Raw genomic sequence first — 19,298 nt, forward strand, 5'->3', positions numbered from 1 at the left:
ATTATTAATGAAAATCAAAGGTTCAAAAGTGAGACTCTGAAACTAGTTCAGAGTGAGGAACTTTAATTGAGCTCAAATCTGCCTACCAGCAAGTAAACAGCTTCAAATTTTACGATAAATTTTCGATAGGCCAACCAAAAAACAAAATTCAATTTTTATAGATAAAGTAGCTCCTTCACCACAAGTAATTCCACAAAGTAAACAGCGGTAAATGTTTTTTAAAAGGAGGCAAAGGTTTAAGACTCTATTGATTTAAAACAAGTCCATATTTGTTAACCATCATAAATTCTAACGAATATTAAACACCTGTTTCTGGCATATTTAAAGTATTCAAAATATCTAAAGACCTAAAAATTAATACCCCCTTCTAACGCCTCCATCTTCTTATCTTTTTCCACAGCTTTTTTAAAATCTATTCTTAATAAAACCCAAAAATATTCAAATTTAAAATAACGTATTATCCTCTTTATGTAGCAATTACAGTTGTTCGCAAGTCATAAGGTTTTGGTTTAAAATCATTTATAATTTGTTAATAATTAAATATAAAAAAATTGAAAAACATGCTTTAAGTTTACAAATAGTAGATAAATTTGTACTCAATTTTAACTGTTAATGGTTGTCAAGTTTAGCGACTCGTCATTAAAAGGGAATCCGGTGTAATTCTGGAACTGTCCCGCAGCTGTATGCTCAAAAAAACTAAAACCCTAGTGTGGTCACTTTTCTAATGAATGGGAAGACCGGGTGTAAGGAGTAAGTCAGAAGACCTGCCATTTTTAATTAATAATTCAACACGCTTTCGGGGATTGAAGCTAGAATTAAGAGCTTGCCTATGTTATATACTATTGGCAACTTTTATCTACCTCCATCAGCTTTGCTAAAATTATTACAACAGTTTTAATCATGAGTAATAACTAATGGTTTAAAAAAAAATTACAATTCGATCAAAGTAGTCGTTGACTAAAAGGATAGCGTTTTTTTTAAAGATTTATTAAAAAAAATCCCAATGTAATTGTAATGGGATTAAACCAACTTTATATAGCAAATATGGAAATAATACAAATTGTTAAAAGGAATTTTAAGTCAAAACCTTTCGATCTTCAGAAAATCACAGATGCTGTTACAAAAGCCATGTTAGCCGTTAAACACGGTACGCGCGACGATGCTGCTTTAATTGCAAAAGCGGTATATATAGAGTTGCTCAAACGTAAAAATGAGGATGAAGGTTATGTGCCAACGGTAGAAGAAGTACAAGATATTGTAGAGCAAAAACTAATGTTTAGTGAATTTCTGGATGTTGCAAAAGCCTATATTATTTATAGAAACAACCAGACGCAAAGCAGAAAAAGTAACATTTTCGAAAAACGTATCAATTTAAAACCTTACGAATATCCGCAGCTTTACGAATATGTTTCTGCTATTAGACATTCGTATTGGATTCATACAGAATTTAATTTCACCAGTGATATTCAAGATTTTAAATCGGCATTAACGCCAGTAGAGCAAAGTGCCATTAAAAATACCATGCTTGCGATATCGCAAATAGAGGTTGCAGTAAAAACCTTTTGGGGCGATATTTATCACCGTATGCCTAAACCAGAAATAGGATCTGTTGGTGCTACATTTGCAGAAAGTGAAGTTAGACATCACGATGCCTATTCTCACCTTTTAGAGATTTTAGGATTAAATAATGAGTTTGAAAAACTAAAGAAAAAACCCGCTATTATGAAGCGTGTTCAATATTTAGAAACGGCTTTAAAAAATGCTAAAAGTGAAAATAATGAAGAGTATGCAGAATCTGTATTATTATTTTCTCTATTTATAGAACATGTCTCTTTGTTCTCTCAGTTCTTAATCATTATGGCGTTCAATAAGCATAAAAACATGCTTAAAGGAATTTCGAATGTAGTAGAAGCTACTTCTAAAGAAGAACAAATTCATGGTGATTTCGGTATCGATCTTATCAATATTATTAAGGACGAACATCCTGAATGGTTTAACGATACTTACAAGGTTATGATTCAACAACTTTGTGAAGAAGCTTATGTTTCGGAAAGCAAAATAATAGACTGGATTTTCGAAAAAGGTGAATTAGATTTTATTCCTAAAGCAGTGATTAACGAGTTTATTAAAAACCGTTTTAACAACTCCTTAGAAAGTATAGGAATAGATAAAATATTTAAAATTGACCAACCCTTATTAAAAGAAACGGAATGGTTTGACGATGAAATTATCGGTACAAAACACGGAGATTTCTTTGTTAAACGATCAATTAATTATAGTAAAAGAGCACAAAGCATAACCAGTGACGACTTATTTTAAAAAATGAAAAACAACACTTATAATCAAGAAACAGTGCAGACTTTAGAACACAATAATAAAGAAACAGAAACGTTTACATGGTTAAACGAAAACAGTCGTAAATTTTTAGAATCTGGATATCTTACCGAAGGTGTTTCACCAGAAGAACGCATAAGAGACATTGCAGATCGTGCTCAGGAGATTTTAAAAATGCCTGGATTTAGTGATAAATTTTACAACTATATGTCCCAAGGGTTCTACTCTTTGGCCTCTCCTATCTGGTCTAACTTCGGACAAAAACGTGGCTTGCCAATTAGCTGTTTCGGTTCGCATATAGACGACGATATGGGAAATATCCTATTCACCCAATCCGAAATTGGAATGATGTCTAAACTAGGAGGTGGTACTTCTGGATATTTTGGAAAAATACGTCATCGAGGTGCAGCAGTAAAAAATAACGGAACAGCGTCTGGAGCAGTACATATTATGCGCCTTTTCGAATCTATGGTCGATGTAGTGAGTCAAGGTTCTGTTCGTCGCGGACGCTTCTCTCCATACTTACCAATAGACCATAAAGATATTATGGAATTCTTAGAAATCGGTTCTGAAGGAAACGCCATCCAAGAATTAACACATGGTGTTACCGTAACAAACGCCTGGATGCAAGCCATGATCGATGGCGATGCTGAAAAACGTACAGTTTGGGCTAAAGTATTACAAAGTCGAGGCGAAATGGGCTATCCATATATTTTCTTTACAGATAATGCGAATAACGGTACTGTAGATGTGTATAAGGATAAAGACCATCCAATTTACGCGAGTAATTTGTGTACAGAAATTATGTTGCCTTCAGACGAAAATTGGTCTTTTGTTTGCGTGTTATCAAGTATAAATCTGCTTAACTACGATCAATGGAAAGATACGGATGCCGTAGAAACCATGGTTTACTTTTTAGATGCGGTAATTTCAGAATTTTTAGAGAAACTAGAATCCTATCGCGATTCAGAAAGTCGTGAAGATCGTCAGACCTTCCTATTTATGGAACGTGCTTATAATTTTGCTAAAGACAATAGAGCTTTAGGTTTGGGCGTTTTAGGTTGGCATTCGTTATTACAATCTAAATCGTTATCTTTTAATAGTCAAGAGGCTTTTAATTTAAATAGTGAAATCTTTAAAACCATAAAAGAACGTTCTTATAAAGCATCTGAAGCACTTGCAAAAGACCTTGGAGAACCAGAACTTCTTAAAGGGTATGGTAGAAGAAATACAACTTTAAACGCCATTGCTCCTACGACGTCGTCAGCATTTATTTTAGGACAAGTTTCTCAGGGAATCGAGCCCATTTGGTCTAACATTTATGTTAAGGATATTGCGAAAATTAAAACAACCATAAAGAACCCCTATTTACTTGAATTGTTAGAGGAAAAAGGAAAGAACACTGATGACGTTTGGAATGACATTAGAAGTCGAGACGGTTCGGTCCAACATTTAGATTTTTTAACCGATGCAGAAAAGGCGGTATTTAAAACCTACTCAGAAATCGACCAAATGGATATTATTTATCAAGCGGCAAACAGACAAAATCATATCGATCAAGGACAATCTTTAAACATTATTGTGCATCCTGATATGCCGACAAAAGACATTAATAAAATTCATATTAATGCGTGGAAATTAGGCTTAAAATCGTTGTACTATCAACATAGTATGAACGCCGCTCAAAAATTTAAACAAAAGAAAGATTGTGCAAGTTGCGAAGCTTAGTCTAGCTAATTTTCACTCAATCGTATAAAAGAACAACCTCATACTCAATATTGTATGAGGTTGTTTTTTATTATTTAGTAGTTTCTACTTTCACCTCTTTTCCATTAACAATTTCTGAAATTTTCACTTGCGGAAGTTCGCCTTTTAAATCTGTTATACTAATTGTTTGAGTACGGCCATCTTGCAATTCAACCGTAATTTTATTTGATGATTCTGAAGTTATATTTTTTATAGCCGAATGCCCTTTATAAGGTTCTATCAAACTAAGAAAAACAGTTTCCTTCTCTTTTACTCTAACACCGTAAGTCCGTCGTTCTGGATTATTTCTAATACCTCTTTGTTTCCCTCCATTGGGATACTTACTTATAACTATTTCAGACGTTTTTGGCCAAAGGGTATGTACATCGAGTTTCATCCCATCTTCATCAAACTGCACAGTAGCTCCCTTTTTAGTAGTATACCATTGTGCTTGCTCAAAGTATTTGTAAGGCGAATCGTTTGTTGTAGCCCATTGCCGTAAAACTGCACCTTTCTTTTTAGCCTCTTCTATATTTTTAAAACCAACAGGATGAATTAACCAATCGTAATTGTGTTTTTTATCCGATTTCATATAATCGGCAAGAATGAGATAGTCATCTGTAAGAATAGACAAACGTCTTTGCTGTATCGGATTAAAATCAGCTTCATAATCGGTATCGTCCCAAGGCGGGAATTTATCGGCATTTGCAGTTGGGATTTTGCGCCATCTCGCATTTGTTTCTATCACCGAAACTTGCATTAATTCGCCACTATAAAACAGTAATTGTTCGGATGGTACTGCTTCTTGTTGTAATCCGTCTACAACAACCATATTATGTGTAGCCGATGTTTGCACACATTCTTTATAACCCGGATCCCCATATCCAAACCACACCATTTCGGTTCCAAAATATTTATGCCCAAAACGATCTAGAGCAACTAAACTAGCTCTATCAAATTGACCATGCCAACCGCCATGTGTTCCATATTTTAAATACGCTTGAATTTGATTTTCTGGAGTTTCTACTTCTGCTTGCGAGCGTAATGCTACCAAACCAACATTTGGAGCAAAAGCAGATCCTGTTCTTGGGTCATTAACTTGTGTTAATTCGGGAACACCATACAAAAGAGAAACCCACGAATCGCGTTCCGTTTTACTTATAACCCATGCTAAATCGTCCGTTCTATATTCGCGATAAGCCAACTCATAAAAATCGTCTGGTTTTGTTAAATTAGAATCATTGGTCGATACAACATTCGCATCTTCATCCATAAATGGAACATAAGGCGTTACCATATCTTCTAGTCCTCTTGTGTTCTTTCCTGTAGGTCCCCAATTATCGAATTTCATACCTGTAAACCCTTCCTTGGCATTTACAAAATCTTTGCTTTTATATTTAACAGGGAAACGTCTATGATATAAATCTAAGCCATAGTTTTCAAAAGCTTGTGCGACCAAACTATACCGCTGCGTGACTAAATAACAATAGTTCACAGTACTTTCAAACCACCATCCATCTGCCATAACACCTTTTCCTATTTGGTCTGCCATACCGCCATCGGCTTCTATTAAATAGTCTAGTTCTGGAATATCCTGTAAAAACAAGGCTACAAATATAGCACCGGCATTAGCACTCGCCTGATGATTCATAATCCCTAAACCGTCCATGTGCTTTTTATTCAACTCTAAGTAATAACGAAAGGTCGCTTCTATATTTTCTTTATCAGATACAGATAATTCCGGTTCATTATATAAGATATCGCAAGCCGATGAAAAGAACAAAAAGAAATTCCCCTCATGCACCTGAACACCATTTGTAGCTGCACCCACCGATAAATAACCATTTTCTGTATTGCAAACGGATTGTATTAATGCAATGACTTTATTTTTATAAGCGACATTACCCGTTAATTTGTATGCTAATGCTAACTGAAAAGCTTTTTCTCCATCACTAGCACTATAATTTAAACTAGACCACACTTGTGTTGGGCGAGGTTTAGTAATAATTTCGTGTTCTGGGAACTCAAATCCATCAAGTTCTAGGAGCATCGCTTCTAAATTTTCTTTTGCCCAATCGTACTGTGCGATTTTCTGTTTTGTGTCCTTAAAAATCACATCGGTTACCAATAAAAACGGATGTGGTTTACTGCGAACTGATATAAACTCCAAGGTTTCTAATTGATTTCCTTGCTTATCACTTACCACAATCACACTTGATTCTTGTCCGCCTAAGGGCATCCTATCGCTTACAATTACAGTTAACGTTCCCTTATAAAAAGCGTTGGCCTTTAAAGTGATTTCCGAAGTACTTAAACTATTTATGCACGCCAATTCTCGTGGATTCAGAACACTTAAATAAAAGGTTTCCGACGTATTGGAGTTGTTCTTCAATTGAAAATTATACGTTAGTGTGTCGTTTGCTTTTGCTGTCCCAGTTTGTAGCACACTACTCAACATACATTCTTCTACATTTCCATTGGCGAAAGCAACCATACTTGTAACACAATACAGTAACAACGCAAGTATACACTGTGAACCTGGTTTTGATTTACTAAATTTCATTTTAATTATATTTTGATTTTAGTTCTTTGTGGATGCTATTTTAAACCTATCTACCAATTTAATTTTCAATCAACACTTCAAGATAACTCGGGTAATTTGCACCTTGCCCCCCGCCTCGGGTAATAGAATCGCCAAAACAAATAACGGTTTCATTTGATTTTAAGAGATTGTTTTCCTTCAAGTAGGAATATACATTTTGAGCAATAAAACGATACCCCAATGCTGTGGGATGCACACCATCTTTCTTTCCACTGTTTTTTTCATTTTTTATCAAAACATCCTGATTGTGGATCGGTAAATTCAACGCTTTAAACTCAGCATTTAAATCGTAAAAATACACCTTGTTTTCTGTGGCCAATTGCTGAACAATGTTTCCTACTTTATCTAGTTTCTGGTTAGGTGTTTCTGTAAACATCGTTCTGTCATGTCTAGCAAAAAGATAAGTACTGTCAGCAGGAATGGGGCTCATTAAAACCAGATCGCTTCCCGTAGATTTAATTTGTTTAATTAATGTTTCTAAATTAGTTGTGTAGGTTTTGTAATCTATCATTTTATTGGAATTCAACATATCATTAGTTCCCACCATCATAATCACCAAACCAGGCTTCTTTTCTAAAACATCTTTATCGATTCGTTTTAATAGATCTTGAGTCGAATTTCCTCCGACACCCGCATTAATAACAGCACTATGCTTTTCTGAATTGCTTACCGTACAATTAATAGCCAAATCGTTTAAAATAACCGGCATGCCTGTATAATTATTCAGTGTAATATTTTCAGCTCCAGCGTAAGCGCCATGTTCAGCATTTGGATTTCTATACACATGCACATCATTCCAAAAAGATTCACCAAAAACTATAGGTGTTTCAATACTACGTTTCTTATTCTGATAATTACGGATGGTGATGTGATGTCCAGAACCATTAATTTCAGCCAAACGTGATACATTGTACTCACTTACAGCATCCGTCAACTCTAAATCAATTTTACAGTTTTTTATATTGTTACCTACAAAAGTAATTAGCGGACCGTATAAAGCATCACCTTTAGAATTTTCTATAATTCCGTTATCTCCCACAGAAAATCCTTTTTCTTGACAACCAATTGCTGTTGACCCCACAATTTTAGTAGGTGGTAAATTGGCACTTAAATCAAACCCTGAACGCATGTTTTTTACGGTACAATTAATAACGGTTACGCCTTGGGTTCGTCTGCCGCTTAAACCTCCAGAAGGATAAGCTCTAATACCGTCTTCTGACAATGATTTTATTTCGTTAGGCATAATTTTTCCTGGCGGATAATCGCTTTTAAAACCAACATCGAAAGCCAACCCTGAAGTTTCGGCAAGTATATCGTTAGTAGATCTCATCTTCCCTTCCACATAACAATCTTTTAAAAGGGTATTCACAGCACCTTGCATAAAAATACCATGACCATACGCATGTGTAACCACTTTACATCCCAACAATTGCGTGTTCGTTCCTTCTACCAATAAAACAGAATGCTTGTGCAATGGCACCAAAGCATTTTTTCCTTTACCCAATAAATGACCGTACCCATAAGGTGTAGAGCCATGAACAAATAAATCGGCATTTTTAATGATATTATCATCGCCCATTATCCGTAACATTTGTACACGGTGAGCAGGCACATGATTTCCAATATCTTTCCCTTTTAAACCTTCAATATAATTGTTGTTTCCACTTACCAAAAATTCGCTGAATTCACTTTTGGGATAATTACCATGTAACTTTCCGTCAATATTTAAGGTCACTCCTGTTAAAAAATACTGACTATTATTTCCAGAAAAATGAATGAGAGAACCCATACGAAAATCCCCTTGCGTCTTATTGTTTTTACCATATTTAAAAACACTTAGCTTTCCTATTTTAATAGAATTTATAGCGTATTCACCCGGTTTCATTTTAACCAACACATTACTTTTTCCAGCATATTTAGCTAATTTCTCTACTGAATTTATAAAAATAGTATCGCGTGATGTATTAGTTGCACGTGCAGAAAACACAACCAAGATTAACACGACTAGACTAATTGTTTTTTTCATTTTTTGAAATTTTAAATTTGATTATTTTTAATTATTGGATTTTAATAAAATGTTGACAATTCAAAATCAGATTCCTTTCCCGCTTTTAATGCTACCTCCTTTTTTAAATCGCCATATCTCAATATTATTGTTTGATCATTTAATGAGTATAAATTCACTTTAACAAGCTTATTATCTTTCCAATGAATATCTACAGTTATATTTCCTCTTGCTTTTAAACCTTTTATAATACCTGTAGGCCACGCATCTGGAAGCGCTGGTAAAATATGAATATCTCCATTTTGGCTTTGCAATAACATTTCCGCCACACCTGCAGTATAACCAAAATTTCCATCTATTTGAAAGGGCGGGTGGGCATCAAATAAATTAGTATACAACCCACCATGTTTATCGCCTTCATCAACAAACGTAAAGAGGTTATTTATAATTTCATATGCATGATTTCCATCTCGCATTCTTGCCCAAAAATTAATTTTCCAACCCATGCTCCAACCTGTAGCTTTATCGCCTCGCAAATCTAAAGTCTGTTTTACAGCCTTAAATAATTCAGGTGTTTTTTCTTCTGAAATTTGATTACCGGGATGAAAACCATATAAATGAGATAAATGTCTATGGTGCACATCAGGTTCTTCGAAATCATATTGCCACTCTTGCAATTGACCTCTTGCGCCAACTTTATAAGGTAATAAGTTCTTTTTTTGATCTTCCAACTGCGCTCTAAAATCTGAATCTAAACCTAATATTTTGGATGCCTGGATAACATTTTCAAAATTTTCTCTCACAATAGCCATGTCCATGGTAGGGCCCTGACTTACGTGTCCAGTTTTATCACCATTATAATAAAATTTATTTTCTGGCGATGTCCCAACTGGAGTAACCCAGTAGCCTTCCTTATTTTTTACCAACCAATTTGAAAAAAATTCAGCTGAACCTTTAAGCAACGGATAGGCTTGTTCTTTTAAAAAGGTAGTATCAGCTGTAAATTGATAATGTTCCCATAAATGATTTGTTAACCAACCTGCGCCCATAGGCCAATAAGAGTATAAAGTTGAATTATCGGCAGGATACGATGGCCTCCAAATATCTGTGTTATGATGTGCTACCCAACCTGGGTTACCGTACATATTTTTAGCCGTTACTTTCCCTGTTACAGCTAGTTCTTTTACCAATCTAAAAAAGGGTTCGTGACATTCTGCTAAATTGGTAACCTCAGCTGGCCAATAATTCATTTGAGCATTGATATTCATGGTGTAGGCTGAGTTCCAAGACGGTATTATTTTATCATTCCAAATACCTTGTAAGTTTAGGGGTTGCCCACCTTTTCTGGAACCTGAAATCATCAAATATCTACCATATTGAAACAACATCGTGTTTAAACCAACATCTGGTTTGTTGGCATAATTTATCAAGCGCTCATTAGTAAAACGTTCCTTGACATCATTTTCCTGTTCGCCCTTCAATGTAAATTGGACACGATTAAACAATTCTCCGTAATCTTTTTGATGGGCTGTTTTTATCGCTTCAAAATTCTTGTCTCCAATTTTAGACAATATGGTTTTATTTATAACTGTTGGGTCCTTTCCATCTTTACTCGGACTTTTATCAAAACCATTAAAACTAGTTGCCATTGATAAAAGCATCACCACTTCATTGGCATTCGAAATAGAAACGCCATTTTTTGTTGCTTTTATTGTTCCACCATCATTTCTTATTTCTAATCTGGCTTCAAAAAACATGCCTTTACCATTAACCTCATCTCCATAAAGTACTTGTTTTGCAAAAAGTTTACGTTCTCCTACCTTATTATATAGTTCGGGATATTTAAATTGATCGCCATTGGATTCAATATTTTCAAGCGTTCTTCTTACCACAAAACCTGGCGCCTGACCTTTAAGAACTAATATGTTGCCTTCTAGATAAGTTTCAACTGGATGCAACGATTCAAAAAAAGTATCAAATGAAAGTGCTTCTTTTTTATCTGCTGAAATTTTTAAGGCAATAACATCATCTGGATAACTAGCCAAAACTTCGCGCTTATAATTCACATTATTTGACCGATAGCTTACAGTTGAAACAGATTTCTCTATATCTAAGTCACGCTCAAAATTGGTTACAGAATCGCCTTCAAACTTCATAAACAAATCCCCAAAAGGCTGATAACTTTGGTGTAACCTACCCAACCAATTTTTGCTCATTATTTCTTGAGCCTCAACATATTTTTCTTGACTGATAAGCTCTACAACTTTATTATAGGTTGGTTGTATATTGGTTCCTTTATAAGTTGAAGTCGGTTCACCAGAATACAGGGTGTTTTCATTCAATTGGATATGTTCATTAAGCGGATTACCATATATCATGGCTCCCAACCTACCATTTCCTATAGGCAAAGCTTCATTCCATGTTTTCCCTGGTTTATTGTATTGTAATATAAAATCATTAGCACGTAAGACACTTTCCTCTTTATTGGAATGACACCCTAAAAAAGAAGTCAATACAATCAGCGAAAAAAAACATGTTTTAAATAGGTTCATTTATTACTCTTTATATTCAAGAATTGGATATTCTAAAAGTGGTTTGCGCTCTGCTCCTTTTTTCACCCCAAAGTAATTTATCTCATTATCCGGGTGACTTATCAAATTTAAAATCGGCTTGCTTTCTTGGATTCTAGATGACAACACGACCTTTTCTCCTTTTTTCAAATCGATAGAAAATTCGCCATCTGCTGTTTTAGTAATCGATACTTTTCTGCCTTTACTTATTTGTACGGCTTGATTCCAACTTGGAACTTTTATAGAACATGGTTGTCCAGCTTGACTTTCTATAGATACCCAATCTACCTTTTTTTCTTTTAAAGAAGCGCTGACTAAAAAACCACCTTGAGCCAGTAAATCTGCAAACGAGGCATTTTCCCAATGACTTGGAATAGCAGGGAATATTCGAATCTTATCTCCCCAACTTTGTAAGTTATATTCCATAATAGCTGCCGCTGCACTTAAAGGTGTTTCTATTACAGGACTATTTCCTTCCATATAAAACGTATTGGTAAGAAAATGAGCTTTACCAATGTTTCCATCTAAAAAATCTTGCATAACGGCAACGGCTTCATCACCCATTCCCAAAGCCGCATAAAGTGAAGATGCGCCTGTATACGAATATCCTGCTAAAGCTTTTCCGTCTTCAATATTATGCCAATGCAGTACTGATTCCACGACTAAATCTCTATCTTCTGGAGAATTTGGGTCTAATTGAAACAAGGGATACAATGCTAAAAGATGTGAATAATGCCGATGAGATATATGTACAGGTTGGTCACTACCAATCATTAATCCGTTTTCATCTGTTGGATAGGGTATTAAGTCTGCTAAGACTTGTTTCCAATGTTTAACTTTAGCTTGATTTTGATTTGCTTTTTCGTTCGTATCAATGAGTTCAGAAAGTAACCAACGTAGAATAGCCAGGTTATAATTCGTGTTTTTAAATGATTTAAAACCCATGTATTCTGGCGACCCCATGGCTGTTAGTTCTAATACACCCGCTGCGTTAGGCTCTAATTTGGTTTCATAAACTTCAGCTATTCGCATCGCTTTAGGTACCCACTTTTCTAAAATAGCCTGCTCATCACCTTGATAATTATAATACAACCAGTAATTATGGAGCGCCCAAGCATAATCTCCCAAGCTTTTTCCTGCTTTACTTTCCATTATCCAATCAAAATGATCGTCAATTAAACGAATATAATTCACGGCTATATCTTGGTGATTACTAGTATTAAAAGGCCAATAGGTTAATTGCACATTCAAATTCCACCACAACCCTGGCCATCCCGTATTTTTAAAAAACGGCCCCATAAGATCTAATGCAGGTCCATCGGCACGTGAACAAGCCGCCATTTTATAGAGCTGAATCCAGTAAAATGATTCCATTCGAGTATCTGGAACATTCAAAAATGATTTTTGAAAATAGGCATGCCACCAAGCGCGATGATTTTTTTCTAACCTATTTGCACCGATATTTTTCGCTTCTCTAATAGCTTTTAAAGCCACAGAGGCCGATACACCTGAAGCAGGAATTTCATTAGCAGTGGCTATATAAATTGTGCTTTTTTGTGCTTTTTCAGATTTAACATCTATCCAAGCGGTGGCATAATCGCCTCCTGCTTCTAGTTTTTGTTCGCAAACAAAAGCTTCACCATGTTTACTGATTTCTGGTTTGTAAGGGTTAAACTTATAAGAATCTTTATATTGTTCATATTTTGTAAAAGCTCTCGGACTAGACGCTTCTCCAGGCATCCACTTCCAAGTAAATGGCACATATTTTCCATTTTTTTTCTCGGTTGAAGTCGCTTCAATGACTTGCACCATTTTATCATAAGGTGTAAAAGCTCTGAACTCTATTTCTCCCAAATCAGTAATAATAGTGCCTCTAATCTCGGCGCTATATAAGTCTTGTCGAATGTGAGCGGTTTTTATTTTACCTGCTGGATGAAGAGTCATTTTACCAATATCTAAACGAGAAAAGTCCATTAAATTGGTACCTTTCTCTCCCATGGATGTTTTTTTATCAGGAGCCTGTCTATGATCGGTTACATCTTGGCGACCGACATGAAAATTAAATCTGTTTTCATCCATTTTGGCATAGAGCATCATGCCCAGTTGACCGTTCCCTACAAAAGCACCTTCAGCCCATTGTAATGGTATATCTTCCCATACCAAATCATGTTGCGCCATAAAACTTGGCCAGTCAATATTCGACTTTATTTGACTCCATGTTGACTGGAAAATAAATGACATTAAAATTAGGGTGAAAGCCTTTTTCATTTATTCTTTTTTAAATTTATAATTACCCTTAATTTTTTCCAACTAATTACCCCAAATAAGCGCCATCTTCTAGTAGTTTAGCTTTTAGATCACTGTATTTAACGGCATTAGGAATCGTTTTTTTAACAGCAGATAATCCAGCAAGCGTACCTGCACCTTGACCAATTGCCATTGCAATAGGTGTAACGCGTAATCCTGCACTCGCATGGTGGTCTGCACCAATAGCACGTCCCGATAATACTAAATTATCGACTTCATTGACTAAAAGTGAATCTGTAGGAATATAATACGCACCATTATCTTTTAAATGCACCGTATCTGTATTCCCCCCATCTGGTGAATGAATATCCAAAGGATATCCACCAACAGCAATGGGGTTTTCAAATTTCACTTCGTTTACTAAGTCTTCAGCACTTAACACATATTTTGCATGCGGATGACGAGATTCACGAATACCAATATGCGGCGCCGTACTTATAAATGTTGCCTTTTCAAAACCTGGTGCATATTTTTTAAGAAATTTATAAATCTCAACACATTGCCCACGCCCCATAGTTTCAGCTTTACTTACATCGAATGGATTTAAAGGATCAAACCCTAAAACCCGAGACGTATTAAATATAAATTCACCTTCGGTATTGGTTTCGAAAAACAGTACGTTATCTCTTGGCACCGTCACTTCTCCTTTTGCTTTTGCTTTATTCCATAAATCGTAAAAGCCCCATGTAGAAATACGCTTGGTACGTTTTAAAACCTCCGCTTTATCTTCTGCTCTTTCTTCTGCATCAAACTGATCCCAATTGTTAACCATGTATTCCCTTAACTTCGCTGTGTCTACATTACCTACTTTTATATTTGTAGTCATGGGTTGCGATTTATTATCTTCTATTCTTCCTTCGGTAAATGGTACTCCAGAAAGTTTTACAATTTCACTATCACCACTAGCATCAACAAAAACTTTAGCTGGAATTTCTTGAATTCCTCCACGATTATGAATGAATACGGTTTTAATTTCTTTGCCTTCTTTAGAAATATCAATTAAACGCGTATGATATAGAATCTCTGCTCCTGCTTCTAAAACCATTTCTTCTAAGGTTACTTTTAGCATCTCGGCATCGAAAGGTGTAACGGTCGAACAGTATCCCGTTCCGTCTAATATATGCCCAGGACTAGCGCCTTTAGCTACCAAACGACTTACCATTTCGTTTGGCGATCCGAATACCAATTGGCGTCCTGCTTTATTGTGAAATGTCATCATGGGACCAACGCCCATAGCGGTTAACGATCCGCCTAAAAATCCGAACTGTTCTATTAATAATGTTTTTGCTCCTGTTTTAGCTGAAGCAATTGCAGCGTGACTTCCTGATACGCCTCCGCCTACAACTATAACATCGTATCCTGCTATTAATTTTGTTTTAAATGTTTTCATCTTATTTTATTTTTTGAACGATTTCATCATTGGTTATTATACCACTGATGCTTCATTTTTTGATTTATTATTTAATTTTGAATGTAATAATGCTACTGCTATAACAATTAATGCGCCTACAGGAAACCACCAAAAGAAACTTATTCCTTCGTAATGCATCCAAGCAATAACAAAAATGGTTAGTACTGCTCCTATTAAAATACCTGTAAATGTTCCTTTTCTCATTAATGCTAAAAATGCTATTCCTATTAAAGTTCCGTAAGCGTACCCAGGCACCTTAAAGCCTAATGCGAGTAAGCCTCCATCTTGAAAGAAACTAAAGCCATAGGCTAATAGTGCCAAAACAACGCCCCAAACAATAATCGCTATTTTAGATATTTTCACCACTTTATTTTCTTCCATGGTCTTTAATTTTGGAAAAATGAGCGTTCCGACCCCCATAACACTAGTTTGAGACAGTGCTGTTAATGCAGAATCTAATGTAGAAATACCAGCTGCAAACATGGCCGCTATAATAAGTCCGGAGATACCATTGGGTAATTCGTTTACCACGTAATACGGAAATATTCTATCGGGTTCTGAAGTAATAGAATTACTTATGACGTCGGACAATGGATTGATATCGTAATACGCTACTAAACCAATTCCCACAAATGCCATAATCCAAGTCGTAGCAACACCTACTACAGAAAAAGCCACAGCCTTCCTTGCTTCTTTTAAATTTTTACAACACAAAGCACGTTGTGTTACGACTTGGTCGATGGCATTCGAGCCAAATTCAAAAAAGGTACATCCCAAAATACCAACCCATAAGGTATAGGTTTTATGCGGATCTAAAGATAAATCCAACAGGACCAACTTGGACTTCTCATCGGCTATAGCCATCATTTCTCCAAAGCCTCCAGGAATATCTCCAATAGCATAAAACAATGCAAAACACGCACCGAATATAAAAATCACAAACTGAATTGCATCTGTCCATACCACCGTTGTTATCCCTCCAATATATGACCAAGTAATTGCAAATACTGCTATAATTCCAATACAAACCATGGTACTTTGCCCTGTAATAACGCTAAGTACCAATGCCGTACCTAACAAACGCACCCCTTGGCTCATAGTAGCGCCAATCATGAAAAAAGTTCGAGATAATTGACTGGTTTTTACGCCTAATCTATTTTGAATGAAATCGTACGGACTAAAAACACCTTCTTCGTAATATTCCTTTAATAGCACATAAACAAACAAGACGTTCCCTAGAGCAAAACCTATAGTCATTTGCAAATAGGTTAAATTCCCATCCATAGAAAATATAAAAGCAGGAACTGCAATAAAAGTAGCTACACTTGTTTTAGTTGCTATTAACGATAAAGAAACAGCCCACCATGGCAAATTATTTCCGCCTTTAAAAAAAGCATCCAAGCCTTTGTCTTTGTTTTTAACAAGTTCTCCAATTAGAGTTGTTCCTAAAAGAAACACTATTAATATAATCCAGTTTAAAGTTGAAAAATGACTGGATGCAACACCCATTTCATCTTTTGAAAACACGGAAAACCAACACAATAAAGCGACTGCTATTAAGATACTTTTTTTCATAATTCTATGGCACTATTTTTTATTATTGGTTAATAAATTAAACTGATTTTGCATACCTAAATCTTGAAGTAATTCGCCGTTTGACCATACTGTGCAATCGGCGGATAATTCTTTAAATTCAATAGGCATTCCAGTTTCGTTAATTAAAGTAATATTATAAGCGCCAGAAAATGCTTTAGGGCTAGCATTTGGCTGTCTATATTTATGAACATCTGACCAAAAAGACTCACCAAACACTATTGGAGCAACTTGACTTCTTTTTAGATTTTCATATGTTTTTATTGTGATATTATGCCCCGTTCCATTAATTTCTGCCAAACGTTTTACAGGATATTCGCTTACTGTATTTATAAGTTCCAATTCCACATTACAATTTTCGGTTTTATTGCCATGAAAACTTAAAAGCGGACCAAATTTAGCATCTCCCTTTGAATTTTTAATAACTGCATTTTTTGATACTGAATATCCTTTTTCTTGACATCCTAGAGCTGTGCAACCATCTATAAGCGTTACTCCTATATGCGCACTTAAATCGAATCCCGAACGCATATTTTTTACAGTGGTATTAATAACCGTAATATTCTCTGTTTTTCTCCCCACTAAATAGCCATAAGGATATGATCTTACCCCGTCTTCAGACAGTGATTTTATTTCGTTTGCAAGTATTTCTCCAGGAGGATAATCACTTTTAAAACCGGTATTAAAAGCTGGCCCTGAAGTTTCTGCTAGCATAGTATCTGTAGAACGCATTTCTCCTTCAACATAACAATCTTTTATATATGTATTAACGGCCCCTTGCATGACGATTCCATGACCAAAACCTCTAGTAATAACCTTACATCCAATTAATTTAGTATCCTGTCCTGAAACTAAAAGCGAAGAATGTTTTTTAGGTTTAACAATAGGATTCGCTCCTTTACCCAAAAGATGACCATAGCCATATGGATAAGACCCCTTAATGTACAACTTGTTATTAAGAATGGTATTTCCATTTCCCATAACATGCATCATAATGGCACCGCTAGTAGGCGCTTCGTCTAAATGGGCACTGTCATGAACTTCTAAACCTTCAATAGTGTTATTATTTCCGCTAATAAATATTTCGAAAATATGACGATTATTAAAGGCTGTATGTAACTTTGCGTCGATATTTATAATAACATCATTTAAAATATACCTACTATTATTACCAGAAAAATTTAATAATGAAGCTATAGGATAATCTGAAAGCTCCTTTTTACCTTCCATTTTTTTTAGCATCAATGTTTGACTTAGCTGAGTGTCATCGATCTTATAGTTTCCCGGTTTCAATTTTACGACCACATTATCTTTAGATAAGTAAGTTGAAAAATCCTTTAGATTATCTACTACAACACGGTTGCCTAACTGTGTGTTTTCATAATTATTTTTACTACACACCAACAATGTTGTTACGCTTAATAGCGAAAGTGTAAAAGCAATTAATTTTATCATAATCTTTTAATTGATTTTTTCTAATCGTTTTATATCTAAAAGCATAAAACGTTTAATTCTCCTCTATTTTTTTCAATCTTAATAAGGCTTCCATATAATAATAATCGGCATAAATTATTGGTACATCAATCTCGGTTCCTTTTGGATGATGCCCAGTAGAGTGCAACAATAGCGCTTGATTGTTAGCTTTGCTTAAATAGTCATCAGAAGATAATGCCGTGATAAACCTCTTGGCCGCATTAAAATACGTTTCTTTTAATTTTTTATCTTTTACTTGTCCAGATAATTCTAACAGACCACATGCTGCAACTGCCGCAGCCGAGGCATCTTTAGGTGCATTTGGAATTCTAGGGTCATCGAAATCCCAAAACGGAATGCCATCTTCAGGCAAGCGTTCTAAATATTTATCGGCAAGTCCGATAGCTGTTTTTAAAAAGTCTTCTCGCCCCGTTTCTCTATATGCAAAAGAGAATCCGTAAATCCCCCAAGTTTGTCCGCGCGCCCACATCGAATCATCTGCATATCCTTGATGCGCTACGCCTCTAATAAATTCACCTGTTTTATCGTCGAACGAACCTAAATGATAAGTTGTATAGTCTGGACGCACCAAATTATTCATCGTCACTTCGGCATGGCTTTCGGCAATATCATATAGTTTTTTTGATCCTCCGTTTTTGGCTGCCCAAAATAACAATTCCAAATTCATCATATTATCTATAATGGTATTATGCGGATATTGAGGCTTCATTGGCCAGGAATGAATAGAACCCACAATAGGATTATATAAAGTCGCTAACGTATCGGCCGCGGCCAATAGGACTTCTTTATAGGCAGGATTACCTGTTAGTCTGTACCCGTTTCCAAAACTACAATATAATTGAAATCCGATATCGTGATCTAAAGCAGGTGTATATGCAATAATTTTTAAAGGATCTGTAAACTGTTCTGCAGCTTGCTTTATAGCATCATCATCAGAATATTCATAAGCATACCAAAGTACGCCGGGCCAAAACCCGCTACACCAATCTTTAGCCCCTACCGATTCCCATTTTGTATGGTCTTTAGAAATCGTTCTTGGAAAACTATCTGTAGTTTTTAAATCTTTTAAGGCTTCCTTTATTTTTAAAGTATTTGCCTCTAAAACTTGATCTACCATTTTTATAGGTGTTTCTTTTTTTGACTGACTACAACTACAAAGTAAGATTACAGCACCTAATACAGTAATAATATTCCTAAAAATGTTCATGCTTTTATATTTAAATTTTGGATTTATTT

General features: G+C 35.4%; 10 protein-coding genes and 1 riboswitch. Of the genes, 2 read left to right on the forward strand and 8 right to left on the reverse strand.

Features of this window, described 5'->3' with window-relative positions:
* Positions 1–596 precede the first annotated feature (596 nt).
* Positions 597–786: riboswitch (cobalamin riboswitch) on the forward strand.
* 258 nt (positions 787–1,044) lie between these two features.
* A complete protein-coding gene (locus tag R6X41_RS15285; protein WP_318501218.1) occupies positions 1,045–2,319 on the forward strand; it encodes a ribonucleotide-diphosphate reductase subunit beta in 1,275 nt (424 codons plus the stop codon).
* A 3-nt stretch (positions 2,320–2,322) separates the two neighbouring features.
* Complete coding sequence (locus R6X41_RS15290; protein WP_318501219.1) at positions 2,323–4,062, forward strand: ribonucleoside-diphosphate reductase subunit alpha; 1,740 nt, start codon at positions 2,323–2,325, stop codon at positions 4,060–4,062.
* A gap of 70 nt (positions 4,063–4,132) precedes the next feature.
* Here R6X41_RS15290 and R6X41_RS15295 read toward each other — a convergent pair whose 3' ends face one another.
* Genes R6X41_RS15295 through R6X41_RS15330 form a run of 8 tightly spaced genes read right to left on the reverse strand, consistent with a single transcriptional unit; the run spans position 4,133 to position 19,269 of the window.
* A complete protein-coding gene (locus R6X41_RS15295; RefSeq protein ID WP_318501220.1) occupies positions 4,133–6,643 on the reverse strand; it encodes a heparinase II/III family protein in 2,511 nt (836 codons plus the stop codon).
* Positions 6,644–6,701: 58 nt separating this feature from the next.
* On the reverse strand, positions 6,702–8,708 hold the full coding sequence (locus tag R6X41_RS15300; RefSeq protein ID WP_318501221.1) for an SGNH/GDSL hydrolase family protein: 2,007 nt from the start codon (positions 8,706–8,708) through the stop codon (positions 6,702–6,704).
* A 41-nt stretch (positions 8,709–8,749) separates the two neighbouring features.
* The gene (locus R6X41_RS15305) at positions 8,750–11,239 is read right to left on the reverse strand and encodes a glycoside hydrolase family 95 protein (protein ID WP_318501222.1); all 2,490 of its coding nucleotides are present in this window, start codon (positions 11,237–11,239) and stop codon (positions 8,750–8,752) included.
* Positions 11,240–11,242: 3 nt separating this feature from the next.
* Complete coding sequence (locus R6X41_RS15310) at positions 11,243–13,525, reverse strand: glycosyl hydrolase family 95 catalytic domain-containing protein (protein ID WP_318501223.1); 2,283 nt, start codon at positions 13,523–13,525, stop codon at positions 11,243–11,245.
* Positions 13,526–13,571: 46 nt separating this feature from the next.
* On the reverse strand, positions 13,572–14,954 hold the full coding sequence (locus tag R6X41_RS15315; protein WP_318501224.1) for an FAD-dependent oxidoreductase: 1,383 nt from the start codon (positions 14,952–14,954) through the stop codon (positions 13,572–13,574).
* Between the two features lie 36 nt (positions 14,955–14,990).
* The gene (locus R6X41_RS15320) at positions 14,991–16,550 is read right to left on the reverse strand and encodes a sodium:solute symporter family transporter (RefSeq protein ID WP_318501225.1); all 1,560 of its coding nucleotides are present in this window, start codon (positions 16,548–16,550) and stop codon (positions 14,991–14,993) included.
* A 12-nt stretch (positions 16,551–16,562) separates the two neighbouring features.
* Complete coding sequence (locus tag R6X41_RS15325; protein WP_318501226.1) at positions 16,563–18,023, reverse strand: hypothetical protein; 1,461 nt, start codon at positions 18,021–18,023, stop codon at positions 16,563–16,565.
* A 52-nt stretch (positions 18,024–18,075) separates the two neighbouring features.
* Positions 18,076–19,269, reverse strand: a complete 1,194-nt coding sequence (locus R6X41_RS15330; RefSeq protein WP_318501227.1) for a glycoside hydrolase family 88 protein — start codon at positions 19,267–19,269, stop codon at positions 18,076–18,078.
* Positions 19,270–19,298: the final 29 nt, after the last annotated feature.

The sequence above is a fragment of the Formosa sejongensis genome, assembly GCF_033447105.1.
Lineage (GTDB): Bacteria > Bacteroidota > Bacteroidia > Flavobacteriales > Flavobacteriaceae > Formosa.

Excerpts from the sequence above, each read along its gene's own strand:
- R6X41_RS15285 (WP_318501218.1), top strand. The coding sequence starts at position 1,045 with ATGGAAATAATACAAATTGTTAAAAGGAATTTTAAGTCAAAACCTTTC.
- R6X41_RS15290 (WP_318501219.1), top strand. The coding sequence starts at position 2,323 with ATGAAAAACAACACTTATAATCAAGAAACAGTGCAGACTTTAGAACAC.
- R6X41_RS15295 (WP_318501220.1), bottom strand. The coding sequence starts at position 6,643 with ATGAAATTTAGTAAATCAAAACCAGGTTCACAGTGTATACTTGCGTTG.
- R6X41_RS15300 (WP_318501221.1), bottom strand. The coding sequence starts at position 8,708 with ATGAAAAAAACAATTAGTCTAGTCGTGTTAATCTTGGTTGTGTTTTCT.
- R6X41_RS15305 (WP_318501222.1), bottom strand. The coding sequence starts at position 11,239 with ATGAACCTATTTAAAACATGTTTTTTTTCGCTGATTGTATTGACTTCT.
- R6X41_RS15310 (WP_318501223.1), bottom strand. The coding sequence starts at position 13,525 with ATGAAAAAGGCTTTCACCCTAATTTTAATGTCATTTATTTTCCAGTCA.
- R6X41_RS15315 (WP_318501224.1), bottom strand. The coding sequence starts at position 14,954 with ATGAAAACATTTAAAACAAAATTAATAGCAGGATACGATGTTATAGTT.
- R6X41_RS15320 (WP_318501225.1), bottom strand. The coding sequence starts at position 16,550 with ATGAAAAAAAGTATCTTAATAGCAGTCGCTTTATTGTGTTGGTTTTCC.
- R6X41_RS15325 (WP_318501226.1), bottom strand. The coding sequence starts at position 18,023 with ATGATAAAATTAATTGCTTTTACACTTTCGCTATTAAGCGTAACAACA.
- R6X41_RS15330 (WP_318501227.1), bottom strand. The coding sequence starts at position 19,269 with ATGAACATTTTTAGGAATATTATTACTGTATTAGGTGCTGTAATCTTA.